This is a genomic window from Pseudomonas synxantha BG33R, from assembly GCF_000263715.2.
Lineage (GTDB): Bacteria > Pseudomonadota > Gammaproteobacteria > Pseudomonadales > Pseudomonadaceae > Aquipseudomonas > Aquipseudomonas synxantha_A.
In genome coordinates this window covers 2808928-2829601 of the sequence record NZ_CM001514.1, presented here as the reverse complement: position 1 = coordinate 2829601, position 20674 = coordinate 2808928, and the positions used below count along the sequence as shown (strand labels likewise).

The following is a 20674-nucleotide window of genomic DNA, read 5'->3' as shown; positions in this document are numbered from 1 at the left end:
TATCTAAAAGACAAAACAAAAAGAGGAGCACATCCGATGCCCACCCGCTTTCTATCTATCGATGAGGCACGCCCATGACTGCCCACAGTGATTCGATTGACATTGCCATCATTGGCTCGGGGTTCGCTGGCCTGTGTATGGCAATCAAGCTCAAGGAGGCCGGGCTCACCGATTTCTTCATCGCCGAACAGGCCGAGACCCTCGGCGGTACCTGGCGCGATAACCACTACCCGGGTTGCGCCTGTGACGTGCAGTCCCATGTGTATTCATTTTCCTTCGCGCCCAACCCGGACTGGTCGCGACAGTTCGCGACACAACCTGAGATCCGCGCCTATCTGGAACACTGCGCCACACGTTTTGAGCTGGCGCCCTACCTGCGTTTTGGCATGGCCCTGCAACGTGCGGTGTTTGATGAGCAACAGCAGCGCTGGCACCTGAGCTTCAGCAATGGCCGCCAAGTCAGCGCACGGGTGCTGGTCTCGGGCATGGGCGGGCTGTCTCGCCCGGCGCTGCCGCATATTCCGGGGCTGGACAGCTTCAAGGGCAAGCGTTTTCACTCCCAGCAGTGGGACCATGACTACTCGTTGAAAGGCAAGCGCGTGGCCGTGATCGGCACCGGCGCCAGTGCCATCCAGTTCGTGCCGCAGATCGCGCCACAGGTGGCGCACCTGGACCTGTTCCAGCGCACGCCGCCCTGGATCATGCCCAAACCGGACCGGCCGATTTCAACGCTTGAACGCTGGCTGTTCAAACACCTGCCGTTCACCCAAAAGCTGGTGCGCGGCGCGTTTTATTGGGCACTGGAAGGCCGGGTGGTGGGTTTTGCCTTGCACCCACGCCTGATGAAGATGGTGCAGAAAATCGCCCTGCGGCATCTGCGCAAACAAGTGGCCCGCCCTTCCCTGCGCAGGACGCTGACGCCGGACTACACCATCGGCTGCAAGCGCGTGCTGATCTCCAATGACTACTACCCGGCGCTGACGCGCAGTAATGTCGAGGTGGTCACCGACAGGGTGCTGCGCATCGAGGCGGACGGTGTGATCACCGCCGACGGGATCAAGCATCCCGCTGACTGCCTGATCTTCGGCACCGGTTTCCAGGCCAGCGACCCCTTGCCGCGAGACTGCATCATCGGCCGCGACGGCATCGACCTGATGGACGCCTGGAGCGACGGCGCCCATGCCTTCAAAGGCACTACCGTGCCGGGCTATCCCAACCTGTTTCTGATCGTCGGGCCCAACACCGGCCTGGGGCATAACTCGATGATCCTGATGATCGAAGCTCAGGTCACCTACATCCTCGATGCCTTGAAACATATGCGGCGCCAGCGCATTGCCACGGTCGAGGTCAAACCCGCTGTAGAGCACGCCTACAACCACCAGTTGCAGGACAAACTCAAGCGCACCATCTGGAACACCGGCGGCTGCCAGAGCTGGTACCTGGACCCACGCACCGGCAAGAACACCACGCTGTGGCCCGGTTCTACCTGGCGTTTCAAACAGCTCACCCGTCACTTTGCGCTCAAGGACTACGTCGCCAGCCCGTTGCCGGCGCCCGCTCTGCCACGTCCCGTACCAGCCCCTCACTCCGCCACAGAAGGCAGCCTGTCATGAAGTCATTCAATGGCCGCGTTGCGGCGATCACCGGTGCAGCCTCCGGCATGGGCCGCGCATTGGCTTTAGCCTTGGCACGCGAAGGCTGCCACCTGGCCTTGGCCGACAAGAACAGCCAGGGGTTGGAACAGACCTTGGAGCTGATCCGCACATCGACCTTGTCGCCCGTGACCGTTACCACGCAGGTGCTGGACGTCTCTGACCGCCAAGCCATGCAGGACTGGGCTGCACGCTGTGCCGCGGAACATGGCCAGGTCAACCTGGTGTTCAACAATGCCGGGGTGGCGCTGTCGAGTACCGTCGAAGGCGTGGACTACGCCGACCTGGAATGGATCGTCGGCATCAACTTCTGGGGCGTGGTGCATGGCACCAAGGCGTTCCTGCCGTATCTCAAGGCCAGCGGCGAAGGCCACATAGTCAATACTTCCAGCGTGTTCGGCCTGTTCGCCCAACCCGGCATGAGCGGTTACAACGCCACCAAGTTTGCTGTACGCGGCTTCACCGAGGCCCTGCGCCAGGAACTCGACCTGCAACGCTGCGGCGTATCGGCCACCTGTGTGCACCCCGGTGGTATTCGTACTGATATCTGCCGCAGCAGCCGCATCGACGCGAACATGACCGGTTTCCTCATCCACAGCGAACAACAGGCCCGAGCCGATTTCGAAAAGCTGTTCATTACCGACGCCGACCAGGCCGCCAAAGTGATCCTGCTAGGTGTACGCAAAAACAAGCGCCGTGTGCTGATCGGCCGCGACGCCTATTTTCTCGACCTGCTCGCCCGTTGCCTGCCTTCGGCCTATCAGGCACTGGTGGTGTTTGCCAGCAAACGCATGGCGCCCAAGCCGCGCACACAGGTCTTTGAAACCAACGACCAGTCCCATCTCTGAACAGGAGGACGCAGCATGTTGCCGATCCGTCGCGATATCCGTTTTGCCTTGCCTGCCGAGCGCATCAAAGACTGGCATGAACAAGGGCCGGTGATCAGCCACTTCTTCAACGCCCTGTCGTTGCTGTTTCCCCAGGGCGAGCTGTTTTTCATGGACAGCGTGCGCCACTACCGCGGGCAGATCGACGATCCCGAACTGAAAAAGGAAATCCAGGGTTTCATAGGCCAGGAGGCCATGCACAGCCGCGAACATGTGGCCTATAACGACCTGCTGCAAGCGGCGGGCTTGCCGGCGCACACCCTCGACCGACGCCTGAAGTTCTTCCTCGACTTGCAGAAGAAACACCTGCCGCCGTCGTTCAACCTGGCGGTGACCATCGCCCTTGAGCACTACACTGCGATGCTGGCGGAAATCCTGTTGAGCGACCCCTCGCGCTTTGGTGATTCACTCAAGGGTTACCAGCAGATGTGGTACTGGCACGCCTTGGAAGAAACCGAACATAAAGCCGTAGCCTTCGATGTATGGAACCAGGTGATCAAACCTGGCCCCGCACGCTACCTGCTGCGCACCGGCACCATGCTGACCACCACCGTCATGTTCTGGCTAGTGGTGCTGGACTTCCACGTGCGGCTGCTGATTGCCGACCGCACCTCGGGCGGCACGTTGAAGGGGCTGTGGCGCATGGTCAAGTACTTGTACGGCCCCAAGGGCGTATTCCCGCGGATGCTCAGGCCGTGGCTGCATTATTTCAAACCGGGGTTTCACCCTTGGGAACATGACAACCGCGCACGCCTGGCGGGCATAGATGGCTTGCTTGAAGAGATCGAGCGCACGCGGCGCGGCGCCAAAGGGGTGTAGCTACCGATGCCTATGCGCGCCATGGGTGCTAGACCTTTGGCTGCAGCAGCAAGGCGACCAGGGCGCTCCACCCCGTCTGGTGCGACGCCCCCAACCCTCGCCCTGTCTCGCCATGAAAGTATTCATGAAACAACACCAGATCGCGGCTGGCCGGGTCCGCCTCCAGCTGCGCATACCCTGCCATGGATGGCCGCAGGCCATTTTCATCGCGCAGGAATAATCCGATCAGGCGCTGGCTGAGGCTGTCGGCCACGTCTTCCAGCGACGCCAGATAGCCGCTGCCTGTGGGGTATTCCACTGAGAAGTTATCCGCGTAGTAGCGGTGAAATTCACGCAGCGATTCGATCAGCATGTAGTTCACCGGCATCCACAGCGGCCCGCGCCAATTGGAGTTGCCGCCGTACAGGCGAGAGTCGGATTCGCCGGGCTGGTAACTGGCGCACAGGGTGTCGCCATTCATCTTCAGCGCCAGGGGTTGCTCTGCAAAGGTCTTGGACAAGGCGCGCACACCGAAGGTCGACAAGAACTCCTGGTCATCCAACATGCGGTGCAGCAAATCCTTGGTACGCTCGCCACGCAGCAACGCCAGCAGCAGGCGATTGCCCTGCCCCGGTTCGTTCCAGCGTGAGACCAATTTGGCCAGGTCCGGCCGGTGATGCATAAACCCCAGCAGACGCTCGCGCAGGCCTTCCAAGCCTTCATGTTCGCGCTGTTCCAGCACCAGCACGGCGAACAGCGGCATCAGGCCGACGATAGACCGCAAACGCACCGGTTCGCTCTGGCCGTCGGGACGGTGCAGTACGTCGTAGAAGAACAGGTCCTGCTCATCCCACAAGCCTTCGGCACTGTCATCGACGCGGTTGATGGCGCCGGCGATATACAGGAAGTGCTCGAAAAACTTTACCGCAATGTCCACGTACACGGCGTTGCGCTTGGCCAGCTCCAGCCCGATGCGCATCAGGTCCAGGGCATAGGCCGCGACCCAGGCAGTGCCATCGGCCTGGTCCAACTGGTAACCCGGTGGCAGCGTGGCCGAGCGGTCGAACAAAGCAATATTGTCCAGGCCCAGAAAACCACCCTGGAACAGGTTGCGGCCTTCGGCGTCCTTGCGGTTGACCCACCAGGAAAAATTCAGCAGCAGCTTGTGGAAGATCCGCTCCAGAAAGTCCATATCGCCCACGCCGGTCAGCGCCTTGTCCTGCTGATACACGCGCCAGCTGGCCCAGGCATGCACTGGCGGGTTGGCATCGTCGAAGCGCCATTCGTAGGCGGGCAATTGGCCGTTGGGGTGCATGAAACGATCTTTAACCAGCAACAGCAGCTGTTGCTTGGCATAGCCGGGATCGATCAGCGCCATGGCCACCGCCTGGAAGCCTTGGTCCCAGGAGGCATACCACGGGTATTCCCAGGTATCGGGCATGGACAGGATGTCGAAATTGGACAGGTGCCGCCAATGGGTATTACGGATATGCAGGCGCTCGGGCGGCGGCGCAGGCTGGGCCGGATCACCGTCGAACCACTGGTTGACGTCGAAATAGTACAACTGCTTGGACCACAGCAAGCCGGCCAGGGCCTGGCGCTGCACATTGCGCGCATCGTCATCGGCGATCCCCTGTTGCAGGGCTGCGTAGAAGTCATCGGCCTCCTGGCGGCGCTGTTCAAACAGCTTGCGAGCGTTGACCTGGGGCGCGTCCACAGGGGCAAAGCGCAGATAGAGGCTTTTGCTTTCCAGGCCCGCCAATTCAAGACTGAATCGCGCCGCCACCTTGGTGCCCGCGTCACCGCGAATGGCCCCTTGATCACCCTCCACCACGTAATCGTTGATGCCATCCTTGAACGGCCCGGACGTCGGCTGCCCGCTCAGCTTGGCGAAGTTGCTCTCGTTTTCGCAGAACAACCATTGCACCCCATCCTGTCCCCAGGCGCTGAGCTGGCGATCGTCCAGCTCATGATGACGGGCCAGCACGCGGTCGCCGTCCAGCGTCAACCTGGGTTTGGGCGCATCAAAGGTCCAGCTCCAGTCATTGCGCGCCCATAACTGGGGCAGCACCTGCAGACGTGTCGGCTGCTCCGAGCGGTTGTGCACGGTGACACGCATGAAAATATCGTCGGGCTGGTGCTTGGCGTATTCGACGCTGATGTCGCAGTAACGGTTGTCTTCAAACACGCCGGTATCAAGGATTTCATACTCGGTATCGCCCAGCCCACGGCGAGCGTTTTCAGCGATCAGGTCGGCATAGGGAAAGGCGGCATGGGGGTATTTGTAGAGCATGCGCATGTAGGCATGGCTCGGTACGCCATCGACGAAAAAGTACAGTTCCTTGACGTCTTCCCCGTGGTTGCCTTCAGCGTTATTGAGGCCGAACAGGCGCTCCTTGAGGATCGCATCCCGTTCGTTCCACAGCGCCAGGCCCAGGCACCAGCGTTGTGCCTTGTCGCTGAAACCGGCCAGGCCGTCCTCGCCCCAGCGATAAGCGCGGCTGCGCGCCTGTTCATGGGGGAAGTAGGCCCAGGCGTCGCCATCGGCGCTGTAGTCTTCGCGCACGGTGCCCCATTGGCGTTCGCTCAAGTACGGGCCCCACTCACGCCAACGCTCGGCATCTTGCGTCGCCAGGCGCTGGCCTTCAATCGTGTCAAGCAGGCGGTTTGCGGGTACGGCCGTCATTGAGTCCTCCATCACCTACACAGTGAGGCGCAGTGTAGAACCCAATGGGGCCCGGTTGCACATGAAGACTCAAAGCACCTGGCGTTGACAAGCCGCTGGGGCTGGGTTTGCTCCTGTTCATGGCATCTCATTCATTTGCAGAATGAAGTCCAGAAGAATCTTCGTTTGCAAGCCGGCCTGCGCCTCAACAAAATCGGGCAAAGGTCATTTTGCTCGCCACAGCCATCAGGAATTTTTCTATGCACGCCACTGCACATGTCAGCCCCGATGAGATCCGCAAGGGCTTTTCCAAGGCCATGTCCGACATGTACCGCGATGAAGTACCTCTGTACGGCGCGCTGCTGGAACTGGTGGCCCAAACCAATGCACGCGTACTCGACAGCCAACCTGAGCTGGTGCAGCAGTTGCAGCGTACCGGAGAAATCCAGCGCCTGGACATGGAGCGCCATGGCGCTATCCGCCTGGGCACTGCCGCAGAACTGGCGACCATCAGCCGCCTGTTCGCGGTGATGGGCATGCAACCGGTGGGCTACTACGACCTCACCCCCGCCGGCGTGCCGGTGCATTCCACGGCCTTTCGCGCCGTGCATGAACACGCGCTGCAAACCAGCCCGTTCCGGGTGTTCACCTCGCTGCTGCGCCTGGAGCTGATCGAAAACCTGGAGCTGCGCGCCTTCGCCGAAAGTGCCCTGGCCAAGCGTTCGATCTTCACCCCCGGCGCCCTGGCGCTGATCGAACAGGCCGAAACACAGGGCGGCTTGAATGCCCGCGACGCCCAGGCTTTCATCGACGAGGCGCTGGAGACGTTCCGCTGGCATAACACCGCCACCGTGACAGGCGCGCAATACGAGCAACTGAGCAACCAGCACCGCCTGATCGCCGACGTGGTCGCCTTCAGGGGCCCGCATATCAACCATCTCACGCCACGCACCCTGGACATCGACCAGGTACAGGCCGCCATGCCCGGCAAAGGCATTACGCCCAAAGCCGTGATCGAAGGCCCACCCCGGCGCCATTGCCCGATCCTGCTGCGCCAGACCAGCTTCAAGGCGCTCGACGAACCTATCGCGTTCACCGACGCCCACGGCAGCCACAGCGCACGCTTTGGCGAAATCGAACAACGCGGTGTAGCGCTCACGCCTAAAGGCCGCGCCCTGTACGACCAACTGCTGAACGCCGCCCGCGATGAACTCGGAGCGTTCCCCAACGAGGCCAACGCCGAGCGTTATGTGCAATTGATGGAACGGCACTTTACGGCGTTCCCGGATACCCCCGCACAGATGCGCGAGCAGGGCCTGGCGTACTTTCGTTACTTCGTTACCGCAAAGGGCCTGGCGGCACGCGGCCAGCCCGAGCAGCCGCGAACGTTGCAAGCGCTGGTCAACGCCGATCACGTGGCGGTGGAGCCATTGGTGTATGAGGATTTTCTGCCGGTGAGTGCGGCGGGGATTTTCCAGTCAAACCTGGGGGATGCGGCGCAGAGTCATTACGCGGCCAACGCCAACCAGGCGCAATTCGAACAGGCGCTGGGGCGCAAGACGATTGATGAGTTGCAGCTTTACGGCGAGACGCAGCAGCGTTCCATTGATGAGTGTCTGGGCACACTGCTGGCCTGAAATGGGGTGTCCTCCCCGGCTCAGCGGCACAATCCTTGCGCCGCAACAGTCCCCAGAGCCGGGTGGACGGGGCGCATCATAAAGACACAGTCCTGCGATGTCCCGCATACAAATCTGAACAAATATTGCCGTTTTGCGCCTAGCCTAATCGCCCGACGATCTCGTCCTTGATCAGCAGCCGTTTCTTCTTCAGGTTTTCTACGTCCTCATCACTGGCACTGGCTTTTTCTGCCTTCAGCACCTTTGCGTCAGCTTCATCATATTGCGTGAGCAGCGAATCCAGCCGGTTATCGTTCGCCCTGCGTTCGTGAACGTCTTCCTTGCTCAAACCCAAGTCCTGATACAGGTCGTGTTTCACTGGCATGGCGTACCTCCACAAATTGATCAATGGTCTACGCCCTTGAAGCTAGCCCATTCCAATGGGTCTTGTCATGTTTGAGGTCAATACAGTCCCGTTCGTCGTGCAGCCTGCGATGGGATCAAACCTTTGCCGTGCCCTGCCCTCCACTGTAGATCGCCACCCGAGGGAGACAGGTTTCATGAATCACGCTGCCACTGCTGCCGACACTCAATGCATCAACACGCTTCGCACCCTGGCCATGGACGCTGTACAGAAGGCCAATTCCGGGCATCCGGGCACGCCCATGGGCCTGGCGCCGGTGGGTTATACGTTGTGGAGTCGCTTCCTGCGTTATCACCCCGAACATCCCGATTGGCCTAACCGTGACCGTTTTGTGTTGTCAGTGGGGCATGCGTCGATGCTGCTGTATTCGCTGTTGCATCTGGCCGGTGTGGTGGAGATTGACGCCCACGGCCAGCGCTCTGGCCAGCCGGCCATCAGCCTCGACGATATCAAGCAGTTCCGGCAGATGGGTTCCAAGACCCCAGGCCACCCCGAATACCGCATGACCACCGGCGTGGAAACCACCACCGGCCCGCTCGGCCAGGGCTGCGCCAACAGCGTGGGCATGGCCATGGCCCAGCGTTGGCTGGCCGAACGCTTCAACCGCGACGGCCAGGTGCTGTTCGACTACGACGTCTACACCCTGTGCGGTGACGGCGACATGATGGAAGGCATCAGCAGCGAGGCGGCCTCGATGGCCGGCCACTTGAAGCTGGATAACCTGTGCTGGATCTACGACAACAACACCATCAGCATCGAGGGGCACACTGAACTGGCCTTCAGCGAAGACGTGATCAAGCGCTTCCAGGCCTACGGCTGGCACACCCAGCACGTCACCGACGCCAATGACTTGCAGGCGTTGAGCGTGGCGCTGGAAACCTTCAAGGCCAATACCGGCGCGCCGACCCTGATCGTGGTCGACAGCGTGATCGGCTATGGCTCGCCGCACAAGCACAACACCGCAGCCGCCCACGGCGAGCCTCTGGGCGAAGACGAGATTCGCCTGACCAAGGCTGCCTATGGCTGGCCGCAGGATTCGAGCTTCCTGGTGCCCGACGAAGCCCGCACGGTACTGCGTGATGCCCTCTACGAACGCGCCGAACCGCTGTTCGCCGAATGGAACCAGACCCTGGCATCCCTCGACCCGCAACGTGCCGATGAACTGCACCGAATGCGCGCCGGCGAAATGCCCGAGCAATGGCAGGCGCACCTGCCCAGCTTCGCCGCCGATGCCAAGGGCGTCGCCAGCCGGGCCTCCGGCGGCGAGGTATTGAATGCCTTCGCCCAACAGATCCCCTGGTTGCTGGGCGGCTCGGCGGATCTGTCGCCGTCGACCAAAACCAACCTGACGTTCGACGGCGCCGGGCGCTTCAGCGCCGATGACTACAGCGGGCGAAACCTGCACTTCGGCATCCGCGAGCACGCCATGGGCGCAATTGCCAATGGCATGGCACTGTCCTACCTGCGCCCGTACACCTCGACCTTCCTGGTGTTCAGCGACTATATGAAACCACCGATCCGCCTGGCGGCGATCATGGAATTGCCGGTGATTTTCGTGTTTACCCATGATTCCATCGGCGTGGGTGAAGACGGGCCGACGCACCAACCGATCGAACACCTGACCCAACTGCGCGCCACGCCGGGGCTGCTGACCCTACGCCCGGGCGACGCCAATGAAACCCTGGAGTTGTGGAAGGTGGCCCTGGCGCAAACCCATCGGCCAAGCTGCGTGGTGCTGTCGCGTCAGGCGCTGCCAACCCTGGATCGCACCCAGTATGCGTGCGCCTCAGGTGCGGCCAAAGGTGCCTATGTATTGGCCGCTGCGGATAAGCCTGAAGTCATTCTGATCGCGACAGGCAGTGAGGTCAGCCTGGCGGTGGCTGCTTACGAGCAACTCAAGGGCGAAGGCGTGGCCGCGCAAGTGGTATCGATGCCGAGTTGGGAGTTGTTTGAAGACCAGGATCAAGCCTACCGCGACAGCGTCTTGCCGCCTGCGATAAAAGCGCGGGTGGTGGTGGAACAGGCGGGGCCCCTGGGTTGGGATCGCTATGTCGGGCAAACCGGTGCCAAGGTGGTGATGAACAGCTTTGGCGCGTCGGCGCCATTGGCCAAGTTGCAGGAGAAGTTCGGGTTTACCGTGGAGAATGTGGTGAAGCTGGCCAAGGAGCAGATCCAGCATAATCTCACTGACTAGCGCTTGGCTTAATGTGGGAGGGGGCTTGCTCCCTCCCACATTTGGTCATCAACAACTGCTAGATCAGCGCCTGGGTTAGATAAGGCGCGGTTCGGCTGTGCTTGCTTTTGGCAACCTTGTGCGGCGTACCACACGCCACCACCATCCCGCCCAGGTCCCCTGCCCCCGGCCCGATATCAATGACCCAGTCACTCTGGGCCACCACGCGCATCTCATGCTCGACCACAACCACGGTATGCCCCGCATCGACCAGTTGATTCAACTGGCTGAGCAAGCGGTCGACATCCTTGGGGTGCAAGCCGGTGGTCGGCTCGTCGAGCACATACAACGTAGCGCCGCGGGCGTTGCGTTGCAGTTCGCTGGCGAGCTTGATGCGCTGGGCTTCACCGCCGGACAGTTCGGTGGCCGGCTGGCCAAGGCGCAGATAGCCCAGGCCGATATCGCGCAGCACCTGCAACGAGCGCAGTACGCCAGGCTGCTCGGCAAAGACGTCCACTGCCTGCTCGACCGTCAAGCCCAGTACCTGGGCGATGTTCAAACCCTGCCATTTGATCGCCAGGGTTTCAAGGTTGTAGCGTGCACCGTGGCAGGTGGGGCACGGCGCGTACACGCTGGGCATAAACAGCAGTTCAACGCTGACAAAGCCTTCACCCTCACAGTTCGGGCACCGCCCCTTGGCGACGTTGAACGAAAACTGCCCGGCGTCGTAAGCGCGTTTCTTGGCCGCCGGCGTAGCGGCGAACAGCTTGCGCACGTTGTCGAACAACCCGGTGTAGGTCGCCAGGTTAGAGCGCGGCGTGCGGCCGATAGGTTTCTGGTCTACCTGCACCAGGCGGCGAATGTGTTCCAGCCCGGCACTGATGCGCCCGCCACTGGCTTGCGGTGCAGCGTCTTCCAGGCTTGGCTCGTCGTCATTTTCCAGCACGCGCCCAAGGCCCGTGGCCACCAGTTCCAGCAACGCCTGGCTGACCAGGCTGGATTTGCCCGAGCCGGAAATACCGGTTACCGCGGTAAAGCAGCCCAGCGGGAAGTCCACCTTCAGGTCATCGAGGTTATTGCGCGTCACGCCTTCGAGCTTCAGCCAGGCAGTGGGCGCGCGCCGCGCCACGTTGGCCGGGCGCTGTGGAGCAAACAGGTATTCACGGGTCTGCGACGCCTCGATAGCCTCCAACCCCGCAGGCGGCCCGCTGTACAGCACCTGCCCGCCATGTTCACCGGCTGCCGGGCCCACGTCGATCAACCAGTCGGCGCGGCGCATGGTTTCCAAGTCGTGCTCCACTACAAACAATGAATTGCCCGCGGCCTTCAAGCGCTCAAGCGCACTGAACAACGCTTCGCCATCCGCCGGATGCAGGCCCGCCGAGGGCTCGTCCAGCACATAGATGACACCGAACAACTGCGAGCCCAGCTGGGTCGCCAGGCGCAAACGCTGCAACTCCCCGGAGGACAAGGTCGGCGTGCTGCGCTCCAGCGACAGATAGCCCAGGCCCAATTCGATCAGGGTGTTCACCCGTTCGAGCAAGTCCTGGGCGATGCGTTGGGCTGCCAGGCGCTTTTCCACCGACAATTTCATCTTGTCCTGCCCCGCCGCCACCGGCCGCAGCAATTGAGCCAATTGCGCCAGGGACAGTTGCGACAACTCTCCGATATCCACCCCGGCAAACTTCACCGACAGTGCCGCCTGAGTCAGGCGCTTGCCGTGGCATAACGGGCAGGCACTGCCCTGCATGAACTGCGACACGCGCTTTTTCATGAGTGCGCTTTGGGTATGGGCGAAGGTGTGCAGGATGTAGCGCCGTGCGCCGCTGAAAGTGCCCTGGTAGCTGGGTTCGAGCTTGCGTTTCAACGCATCGCGGGTCTGCTGCGGGGTGAAGCCGGCGTATACCGGCACGGTGGGGGTTTCTTCGGTGAACAGGATCCAGTCGCGCTGTTTTTTCGGCAGGTCACGCCAGGGGATGTCGACGTCATAGCCCAGGGTCACGAGGATGTCGCGCAGGTTCTGACCCTGCCAGGCCAGCGGCCAGGACGCCACCGCACGCTGGCGGATGCTCAAGGACGGATCGGGCACCATCAACGCTTCGGTCACTTCATACACGCGACCCAAGCCATGGCATTGCGGACACGCGCCCTGGGGCAGGTTCGGGGAAAAGTCCTCGGCATACAGCATGGCCTGCCCCGGCGGGTAGCTGCCGGCGCGTGAATACAGCATACGGATCAAGCTCGACAGGGTAGTGACGCTGCCCACCGAAGAGCGCGCACTCGGCGTGCCGCGTTGCTGTTGCAGGGCCACCGCCGGCGGCAAGCCCTCGATGCTGTCCACATCCGGCACGCCCACCTGGTCGATCAAGCGCCGCGCATAGGGCGCCACCGATTCGAAATAGCGACGCTGCGCCTCGGCATACACGGTGGAAAACGCCAGGGACGATTTGCCGGAGCCGGATACCCCGGTAAACACCACCAGGGCATCGCGTGGAATATCCACATCGACGTTACGCAGATTATGTTCACGGGCGCCACGCACCCTGACAAAGCCCGGTTGCCGGGCGGTAACCGCAGGGATGTTGCGCTGTGATGTCATGGGCAACCTTGTCTTGCACTGAGCACCCTGCGCACGCGTTGAGTCAGGGCCTCGGGGCTGTAGGGTTTGCTCAGCAGGTGGATGTCGGCGCTGAGCAAATGATTGGAGGACAGGATGTCGCGGGTGTGGCCGGAGGTGAACAGCACCGCCACCGGCGGGTTCTGCGTACGCGCCCAAGTGGCCAGGTCAGTGCTCTTGACCCGGCCTGGCATCACCACGTCGGTGAAGATCAAGTCCGGCGCTGCGCCACGCTGCAACACCTGCATCGCGCGGTCGCCATCTTCGGCGGTCAATACGGTGTAACCCGACTGCTGCAGCAACTCGACCACCGTCAGGCGCACGCCTTCGTTGTCCTCGACCACCAGGATGGTTTCCTGGCCGCCTCCTTGCAGGTCTACGTCACTGTAGTCGTCGAGGCACTCGGGCTCCAGGCTGTGGGGGAAATACATCTGCACAACCGAACCCTTGCCCTCCTCGCTCCACATATCCACGTGGCCGCCGCTTTGGCGCACAAAACCAAACACCATGCTCAGCCCCAGACCGGTGCCGTGGCCTTCGCGTTTGGTGGTAAAGAAGGGTTCGAAGGCGCGCTTGAGGGTGGCCTGGGACATGCCCACACCGGTGTCGGCCACCGCCAGGCGCACGTACTCGCCGGGCTTGATGCTTTTGCCGATGCAATCGTCAGGGTTGAGGATGATGTTTTCCCCGGTGATCCGAATCACCCCTTCGCCCTGCATGGCATCCCGGGCGTTGATTGCCAGGTTGAGCAAGGCATTTTCCAGCTGGTTGCGGTCGACATTGATGCACCAGGAGTCCAGGGGCAATTGCACGTCGATATGGATGGTTTCCCCCAGCGCCCGTTGCAGCAACTCGCCCAGGCCGGCATAGATGCGCTGCGGGTTGTACACCGCGGGTGATAACGGTTGGCGACGGGCAAACGCGAGCAATTGCGATGACAACTTGGCCCCGCGCTCGACTGCCGCGATGGCCGCGGTCACGCGACGTTGCACCTGGCAATTGTCCGGCTCATGCCGGGCAAGCAAATGCAGATTGCCGGCGATCACTTGCAGCAGGTTATTGAAGTCATGGGCCACGCCCCCGGTCAGGCCGCCAATCGCTTCCAGCTTTTGTGACTGGCGCAACTGGTCTTCGGCGGCAGAGCGCGCCTGCACCTCGGCGGCCACGCGTTGCTCCAGATTATGGGTAAGCTCCTGGCGCACCCGCTCGGACTTCACCAGCTCGGTGGTTTCCACCACAATCGCCAGCACGCCGGCCGGCTGCTGGTTGTCACCCGCCACCGGGCTGTAGTAGAGATCCAGCCACACGCTTTCCGGTCGGCCGTGCCGCGACAACACCAGTTCCTTGTTATTGAACGACAAGGTACCGCCCGCCAGGCACGTATCCACCACATGCCGATTGAACTCGGCCACTTCCGGCCAGCCCAGTTCCACCGGCGTACCCAGCAGGTAAGGATGGCGCCCGCCGGCAAATGCCGAATAGCTGTCGTTGTAGATCATGTACCCCGCCCGCCCCCACAGCATCACCATCGGCACGGGTGAGGCCAGCATCATTTGCACGGTGCAAGCCAGGCTTGTGGACCACTGATCCAAAGGGCCAAGGTCGGTAGTTGACCAGTCAAAGGTGCGTATCCGCTGAGCCATTTCGCCGGCCCAGCCTTCACAGCCGTGGGGGTTGGATAAAAATTGCATCATTGGGCTCTGTGCGCAGGAGAAGACGATCGCAAGTTTTGGAGCGCGCCGACGGTGGATGGTTTCATCTTGTGAACGCTGGAATGCAGAAACCACTGAACTCAATGAAAATCCCGGCTGCGCACCACCATTCCATCCAACAGCGGCGTCAAATCGGTCAAGCGCCCTGCGATCAAATGCCGCACCTCGCCCACCGCCTCCCAGCGCCCATCCACCTTGAGCAGACGTGACCCCACCAGCGCCCGGCGCTGGCGCTCGGCCAGGTCGCGCCAGACCACTACATTGAGGTTGCCGAACTCATCTTCGAGGGTGACAAAGGTCACGCCACTTGCCGTACCGGGGCGCTGGCGACCGGTCACCAACCCGGCGATGCTCACATTGCGCCCATGCTCCACCGCCAGCAACTCCTGGGAACTGCGGCAGCGTCGCTTGCGCAGCTCGGCGCGCAACAAGGCCAAGGGGTGCGGCCCAAGGGTGGTGCCCAGCGTGGCGTAATCGGCTTGCAGGTCCTCGCCTACGCTGGGCGCGGGTAATGCCACCACGGTTTCATCCTGACCTGGCTGGCCGGCAAACAAGCCCAACTGCTTGTGCACACCGGCCACGTCCCAGCGCGCCTGGTGTCGGTTGCCGGCCAGGGCGCGCAAGGCACCGGCATCCGCCAGCAGCGCCTGGCCCCGGGCATCCAGGCCGGCGCGTGCGTCCAGGTCGGCGATGTCGCTGAACGGTTGCCGCTGGCGTGCGGCTTCGATACGCCGCCCGTCGTCCTCGCGAAACCCCGAGATCATGCGCAAGCCCATACGAATCGCCGGTTGCTGGCCGTCGATGGGCTCAAGGCTGCAATCCCAGTCGCTGGCCTGCACATCCACCGGGCGAATCTGCAAGCGATGGCGCCGGGCGTCCTGCAGGATCTGGTCCGGGCTGTAGAAACCCATGGGCCAGCTATTGATCAGGGCGCAGGCAAAGGCCGCCGGCTCATGGCACTTGAGCCAGCAACTGGCGTAGGTCAACAGGGCAAAACTGGCCGCGTGGGACTCGGGGAAACCATAGCTGCCAAAGCCTTTGATCTGCTCGAAAATCTGCGCGGCAAAGGCTTCGGTGTAGCCGTTGCCGAGCATACCGTCGCGCAGCCGCTTCTGGTGCGGCTCCAGGCCGCCGTGACGTTTCCAGGCGGCCATGGAGCGGCGCAGCTGGTCGGCCTCGCCAGGGCTGTAGTGGGCGGCGACCATGGCGATCTGCATCACTTGTTCCTGGAACAAAGGGATACCCAGGGTGCGTTTGAGCACGGCCTCCAATTCGGGTGAAGGATAGGTTTCTGCTTCCTCTTTGTTTCTGCGGCGCAAATACGGATGCACCATGCCGCCCTGAATCGGCCCGGGGCGCACGATGGCGACTTCGATCACCAGGTCATAGAACGTTTGCGGCTTGAGCCTGGGCAACATCGACATCTGTGCCCGCGATTCGATCTGGAACACGCCGATGGTGTCAGCCTTGCTGATCATGGCGTAGGTTGCCGGATCTTCCTTTGGAATGCCTGCCAGGCTCAAATCCAGGTTGCGATGCCGACGCAGCAAATCGAAACAGCGGCGGATTGCGCTGAGCATACCGAGGGCGAGGATATCCACCTTGAGCAGGCCGACGGCGTCGAGGTCATCCTTGTCCCACTGGATGATGGTGCGCTCGGCCATGGCCGCATTTTCCACTGGCACCAGGGTGTCCAGCGGGTATTCGGAAATCACGAAACCGCCGGGGTGCTGGGACAGGTGCCGGGGAAAGCCGATCAGTTGCCGGGTGAGCGTCAACACGCGGCGCAGCAGTGGGCTGTCCGGATCGAAACCGCTTTCACGCAGGCGTTCAAGAGGTGGCGCGTCATCACTCCAGCGCCCGCAGCAGTCGGCCAGCGCGTTGATCTGGTCTGGTGGCAGCCCGAGGGCCTTGGCTACATCGCGCACTGCGCCGGCGGCGTGGTAGCTGCTGACCACCGCCGTCAACGCTGCACGATTGCGGCCGTAGCGCTGGAATACGTATTGCAGCACTTCTTCGCGGCGCTCGTGCTCGAAGTCTACGTCGATGTCCGGCGGTTCATTGCGCTCTTTGGAGAGGAAGCGCTCGAACAGCAAGTCGCTCAAGCTCGGGTTGATTTCGGTGATACCCAAGGCAAAACACACCGCCGAATTGGCCGCCGAGCCACGGCCCTGACACAGGATCGAGCGGCTGCGGGCGAAGCGCACGATGTCGTGCACCGTGAGGAAATAACTTTCATAGCCCAACTCGCTGATCAGCAGCAGTTCCTTGTCGATCTGCTGCAAGGTCTTGGCATCGACGCCCTCGGGCCAGCGCCGGGCAATGCCTTCTTCGGTCACCGCACGCAACCAGGAGGCGGCGTCATGACCTGTCGGCACCAGTTCGCGTGGGTAGTGATAGCGCAACTGGCTGAGGTCGAAGGTACAACGCCGCGCAATCGCCAGGGTCTCGTCCAGCAGCGCTTGCGGGTACAGCGCGGTCAGGGCATCGAGGCTGCGCAAGTGCCGCTCGCCATTGGGATGCAACAAGGTACCGGCGTCGGCCACCGCGACGTGATGGCGGATGGCGGTCATGGTATCTTGCAGGGCACGGCGGCCACGAGCATGCATGTGCACATCGCCGCAAGCCACCGCCGGGATCTGCAACCGGGCGGCCAGGTTCAGGCGCTGCTCCAGGTGGCGCCCATCGTCCTGGCCGCAATGCAACTGCACTGCCAGCCACAGGCGCCCGTTGAAAGTGCGGCACAGCCATTGGATCGAGGCCTGGGTGTCATGGTCCTGCGCCACCCACAGCGCCAACAGGCCGGGCAATGGTTGCTCGAAGTCTTCCTGCAGCAGGCGGTAACGGCCTTTTTCAGCACGGCGACGGGCCAGGGTGATCAGACGGCACAGATGCTGGTAGCCGTTGAGGTCTTGCACCAGCAGCACCAGTTTGGGGCCGTTTTCGATGCGCACTTCACTGCCGATAATCAGCGGCAAATCCACCGCTTTCGCTGCTTGCCAGGCCCGTACGATGCCCGACAAGGTGCATTCATCAGTGATTGCCAGGGCGCTGTAGCCCTGGTGTTTGGCCCGCTGGAACAGCTCCAGTGCACTGGAGGCACCGCGCTGGAAGCTGAAGTTGGACAGGCAATGCAGTTCGGCGTAACTCATGCGCGACTCGCTCCAGGGTTCATGCAAACCAGCCTTGCAGCCACAGTCCATCGCTGCACCCCACATTGCGGTAGGCCCAGCCTTGCTGGCCGGCGCGGGTCTGGATCAGGTAATAGTCGCGGCGGATATCGGCGCCATCCCACCAGCCGGATTCGATGCGCTCCGGGCCCATCAGAATGTGCACGCCCTGCTCGGCCAGCAGCGTCGGTTCGGACAACAACCAGCCGGGGCGCCGCACCTTGTTCAAGCTCGGGCATGGACGGCTGTCGGTCGCGGCTTGCCAGGCACATTCGGGGCGATGGTCGGCGTGAAAGCGCAAGCCCTGCACCGCCTCATCCCCCAGGCGCGCGCGCAGGCGTTCGCGCAATTGTTCCCACGGCAGGGTTTGCTGCGGGCGGTCGTCGAACAGGTCCTGGCGCTGGGGCACGAACACCGGCAAGTCCTCGGCCACCAGGCGCAAACCGCGCACCGGCGAGGTGACCTGGACCTGCTCCAGGCGCCCACGGGCCAGTTCGAACAGCATCAAAGGCTCACGCTCGGCACTGAGCAAGCCCACCTTGATCACGCTGTCGGGCGCCTGGGCATGTTCCAGGTGCAGGTCAAAGCCCTGCACGCCACTGTCGCGCCCGCAAAGGAAGGCCGACAAATCGCCGGTCAAGCGCCGTAATGGAAACAGCAAGGCCTGGTGGGATTGCACATCGAAGTTCAACTCGATGCGCGCCTCGAACTGGTCCGGCGGCTGATAGAACGCCAGGGCCAAGGGGCGTTGCCCGCTCAGGGCGTCGAGGTGCTTGAGCAGGCTGGCGTCAAAGCGTCGCGCCAGGGTATGCCGCGGCAATGCCTGCACCTGGGCCAGGGTGCGCAGGCCCATGCGTGACAAGGCGGTGGCGGCCTGCGGGTCAAGACCGGCGCGGTCGACAGGCAGTGGCGCCAGGGCCTGCATCAAGGCGTTGTCATCGGCCACGGCCAGGCCATCGTAAAGGTTTGCCAACACCCGCGCCGCCGCCGGGTTGGGCGCTGCGACGATGCGGTGACGAAAGCCAAGGTCGGTCAACTCCTTGCGCAAGCGCGCCTCGAACTGCGACCAGGGCCCGAACAGGCCCAGGCTCGATTCGATCTCGAACAACAAGGCGCGCGGGTAATACAGGCTGACCTGGGAACTGAAACGGTAGGCCCAGGCGGCAAGCAACTGCTGCAAGCGTTCGATTTCCAGAGGGTCGTATTCCACACAGGCAAAGCCCTTGGCCAGGGCATGGGCTGCCGTCAACGATTGACCAGGGCGCAAGCCCAGGGCACGGGCGGCGGCGTTGACGGTTTGCAGCACCCGCCGCTGCGGCGTGCCGGCCAGCAGTGCCAGAGGCTGGTCGGGTTCGGGATGCACACGCTGCGCCCCGTCCAGCGCCAATTGCGGGAATACGATACAGACCCAACGCATGGCAACCTCAATGCCCCGCCAGGGCAATCGGTGCCGGATGGGCCAACCCGCCCCGGCACTTGAGCACGCGCACTTGTGCAGGCTTTGCCTCGACCGCCAGGCGCAAGGCCGCGGGCGAGGCATTGACCGCCTCATTCAAGGAGCGCCAGGCAAATGCCAGGGTCTGTCCGGTTTCCGCCGCCACCTGCAAACGCCGCAAGGCCCGATCATCGGCCTTGCGCGGCCAGCACAACACCGCACCGCAACTGCCGGAGCGCAGGCATTGTTCCACCGCCCACAGCGCATCGCGCTCCTGGGCCTGGATAATGGAAAGCTGACGCACATCTACCCCGGCGTTCTGCCAGGCATGGGGATACGGCGTATAGGGCGGCGCCACCAGCACAATACGCTCACCCAGGGCCGACAAGCGCGCCAGGGTTGGCAGCACCAGTTGCAATTCGCCCACCCCGTCCTTGGCCATGAGGATTTCACTCAAGGCCGCTTCCGGCCAGCCGCCAGTGGGCAGCACCGCATCCAGCGCCGCCAGCCCCGTGGGGTGCACGCTGGCCGGTGGTGCGGCGGGCCGGCCCTTCCAGACTCGCCCGCCATTGAACAGCGAGTCCAGGGCAACTACGGCGCCCATCAGCCTTGCCTCACCAGGCCACAGAACACCCCTTCGATGGCCAAGTCCTGGTCGGGGCCGACCACAATGGGTTGATATGCCGGGTTGCGCGGCAATAAACGCACCCGCTCGCCGTTGCGCTCGAAGCGCTTGATGGTGACCTCACCGTCCAGACGCGCCACCACAATCTGCCCGTTCAAGGCTTCGGCACTGCGACGTACGCCCACCAGATCGCCGTCGAGAATGCCGTCTTCGATCATCGAATCACCCTGTACTCGCAGCAGGTAGTCAGGGGTCTTGGCGAAAGTGGCCGGATCCAGTTGCAAGTGGCTGTGCACGTCCGCATCGGCACCGATGGGCCGGCCAGCCGCCACGCGGCCAAGTACCGGCACATCCAGCCACTCGGGACGCGCGGGTTGATTGAGCAAACGAATACCACGGGCCTGGTTGGGGTTGACCTCAATGAAACCGGCTTCGGTCAAGGCCACCACATGCTTGCGGGCGACGCTGCGCGAGGCGAAGCCGAACGCCTCGGCGATCTCGGCGAGGCTGGGGGGCTGACCTTGGTGCGCGATGCGCTCGCGAATGAAAGTCAGGATGGCGGTACGGCGGGGAGTCAGGTTTGTCATGGAGTACATTTGTACTCCTGTGGGAAATTTCTGACAATAACCGTCAGTCGGCGACCAACTGCCTGGTCATCACCGCATAAATATCTACACAACTTTATAGCTTCCGCACACCCCGTAACCACGATGCGAAGCGAGCCGATCTTGCTCTTGATCTGCTTTTGATCTCAGGCGCCCCGTCAAACCACGCTGGCCGGAATTCGACAGGGATTTGGGGGGTAAACCGGCAGGGATGCCGGTTTAGCCGCCCCGCGCCATGGATGGCGCGTGGCGGCGGCCCCCCAAATCCATGGCGGATTACGGGCACACCGAGCCT

General features: G+C 62.5%; 13 protein-coding genes. 5 read left to right on the top strand and 8 right to left on the bottom strand.

Annotated elements, in window-relative coordinates; all coding sequences use genetic code 11:
• Positions 1-74: 74 nt before the first annotated feature.
• Genes PSEBG33_RS14775 through PSEBG33_RS14785 form a run of 3 tightly spaced genes read left to right on the top strand, consistent with a single transcriptional unit; the run spans position 75 to position 3358 of the window.
• Positions 75-1613: a flavin-containing monooxygenase gene (locus PSEBG33_RS14775; protein ID WP_005787817.1), complete on the top strand. Its 1539-nt coding sequence runs from the start codon at positions 75-77 to the stop codon at positions 1611-1613.
• Positions 1610-2500, top strand: coding sequence for an SDR family NAD(P)-dependent oxidoreductase (locus tag PSEBG33_RS14780; protein ID WP_005787815.1), 891 nt, complete (start codon positions 1610-1612; stop codon positions 2498-2500). The genes PSEBG33_RS14775 and PSEBG33_RS14780 overlap by 4 nt, the downstream gene beginning before the upstream one ends.
• Before the next feature lie 15 nt (positions 2501-2515).
• Positions 2516-3358 carry a metal-dependent hydrolase gene (locus PSEBG33_RS14785; protein ID WP_005787814.1) on the top strand — a complete coding sequence of 281 codons (843 nt, stop codon included), beginning with the start codon at positions 2516-2518 and terminating at the stop codon, positions 3356-3358.
• 28 nt (positions 3359-3386) lie between these two features.
• On the opposite strand, the gene PSEBG33_RS14790 is transcribed toward PSEBG33_RS14785, so the two are convergent.
• The gene (locus PSEBG33_RS14790) at positions 3387-6023 is read right to left on the bottom strand and encodes an MGH1-like glycoside hydrolase domain-containing protein (protein ID WP_005787812.1); all 2637 of its coding nucleotides are present in this window, start codon (positions 6021-6023) and stop codon (positions 3387-3389) included.
• A gap of 239 nt (positions 6024-6262) precedes the next feature.
• Between PSEBG33_RS14790 and PSEBG33_RS14795 the strand changes: the two genes are divergently transcribed.
• The gene (locus PSEBG33_RS14795; protein WP_005787810.1) at positions 6263-7639 is read left to right on the top strand and encodes a VOC family protein; all 1377 of its coding nucleotides are present in this window, start codon (positions 6263-6265) and stop codon (positions 7637-7639) included.
• 139 nt (positions 7640-7778) lie between these two features.
• On the opposite strand, the gene PSEBG33_RS14800 is transcribed toward PSEBG33_RS14795, so the two are convergent.
• On the bottom strand, positions 7779-8003 hold the full coding sequence (locus tag PSEBG33_RS14800) for a YdcH family protein (protein ID WP_005787808.1): 225 nt from the start codon (positions 8001-8003) through the stop codon (positions 7779-7781).
• A gap of 175 nt (positions 8004-8178) precedes the next feature.
• On the opposite strand from PSEBG33_RS14800, the gene tkt reads away from it, so the two are divergent.
• On the top strand, positions 8179-10236 hold the full coding sequence (tkt, locus tag PSEBG33_RS14805; protein WP_005787806.1) for a transketolase: 2058 nt from the start codon (positions 8179-8181) through the stop codon (positions 10234-10236).
• 58 nt (positions 10237-10294) lie between these two features.
• Here tkt and uvrA read toward each other — a convergent pair whose 3' ends face one another.
• The 6 genes from uvrA to lexA all read right to left on the bottom strand — a co-directional run bounded on the left by uvrA (position 10295) and on the right by lexA (position 20370).
• Entirely contained in the window at positions 10295-12814 is a 2520-nt protein-coding gene (gene uvrA / locus PSEBG33_RS14810) for an excinuclease ABC subunit UvrA (protein ID WP_005787804.1), read from the bottom strand.
• On the bottom strand, positions 12811-14523 hold the full coding sequence (locus PSEBG33_RS14815) for an ATP-binding protein (protein ID WP_005787802.1): 1713 nt from the start codon (positions 14521-14523) through the stop codon (positions 12811-12813). The genes uvrA and PSEBG33_RS14815 overlap by 4 nt, the downstream gene beginning before the upstream one ends.
• A gap of 101 nt (positions 14524-14624) precedes the next feature.
• Positions 14625-17696: an error-prone DNA polymerase gene (locus tag PSEBG33_RS14820; protein ID WP_005787800.1), complete on the bottom strand. Its 3072-nt coding sequence runs from the start codon at positions 17694-17696 to the stop codon at positions 14625-14627.
• A 19-nt stretch (positions 17697-17715) separates the two neighbouring features.
• Complete coding sequence (locus tag PSEBG33_RS14825; protein ID WP_005787798.1) at positions 17716-19131, bottom strand: Y-family DNA polymerase; 1416 nt, start codon at positions 19129-19131, stop codon at positions 17716-17718.
• 7 nt (positions 19132-19138) lie between these two features.
• Positions 19139-19753 carry a translesion DNA synthesis-associated protein ImuA gene (gene imuA / locus PSEBG33_RS14830; RefSeq protein WP_005787796.1) on the bottom strand — a complete coding sequence of 205 codons (615 nt, stop codon included), beginning with the start codon at positions 19751-19753 and terminating at the stop codon, positions 19139-19141.
• On the bottom strand, positions 19753-20370 hold the full coding sequence (gene lexA / locus PSEBG33_RS14835) for a transcriptional repressor LexA (protein WP_032803494.1): 618 nt from the start codon (positions 20368-20370) through the stop codon (positions 19753-19755). The genes imuA and lexA overlap by 1 nt, the downstream gene beginning before the upstream one ends.
• Positions 20371-20674 lie beyond the last annotated feature (304 nt).

Coding starts and splice junctions, on each gene's coding strand:
- PSEBG33_RS14775 (WP_005787817.1), top strand. CDS start 75: ATGACTGCCCACAGTGATTCGATTGACATTGCCATCATTGGCTCGGGG.
- PSEBG33_RS14780 (WP_005787815.1), top strand. CDS start 1,610: ATGAAGTCATTCAATGGCCGCGTTGCGGCGATCACCGGTGCAGCCTCC.
- PSEBG33_RS14785 (WP_005787814.1), top strand. CDS start 2,516: ATGTTGCCGATCCGTCGCGATATCCGTTTTGCCTTGCCTGCCGAGCGC.
- PSEBG33_RS14790 (WP_005787812.1), bottom strand. CDS start 6,023: ATGACGGCCGTACCCGCAAACCGCCTGCTTGACACGATTGAAGGCCAG.
- PSEBG33_RS14795 (WP_005787810.1), top strand. CDS start 6,263: ATGCACGCCACTGCACATGTCAGCCCCGATGAGATCCGCAAGGGCTTT.
- PSEBG33_RS14800 (WP_005787808.1), bottom strand. CDS start 8,003: ATGCCAGTGAAACACGACCTGTATCAGGACTTGGGTTTGAGCAAGGAA.
- tkt (WP_005787806.1), top strand. CDS start 8,179: ATGAATCACGCTGCCACTGCTGCCGACACTCAATGCATCAACACGCTT.
- uvrA (WP_005787804.1), bottom strand. CDS start 12,814: ATGACATCACAGCGCAACATCCCTGCGGTTACCGCCCGGCAACCGGGC.
- PSEBG33_RS14815 (WP_005787802.1), bottom strand. CDS start 14,523: ATGCAATTTTTATCCAACCCCCACGGCTGTGAAGGCTGGGCCGGCGAA.
- PSEBG33_RS14820 (WP_005787800.1), bottom strand. CDS start 17,696: ATGAGTTACGCCGAACTGCATTGCCTGTCCAACTTCAGCTTCCAGCGC.
- PSEBG33_RS14825 (WP_005787798.1), bottom strand. CDS start 19,131: ATGCGTTGGGTCTGTATCGTATTCCCGCAATTGGCGCTGGACGGGGCG.
- imuA (WP_005787796.1), bottom strand. CDS start 19,753: ATGGGCGCCGTAGTTGCCCTGGACTCGCTGTTCAATGGCGGGCGAGTC.
- lexA (WP_032803494.1), bottom strand. CDS start 20,370: ATGTACTCCATGACAAACCTGACTCCCCGCCGTACCGCCATCCTGACT.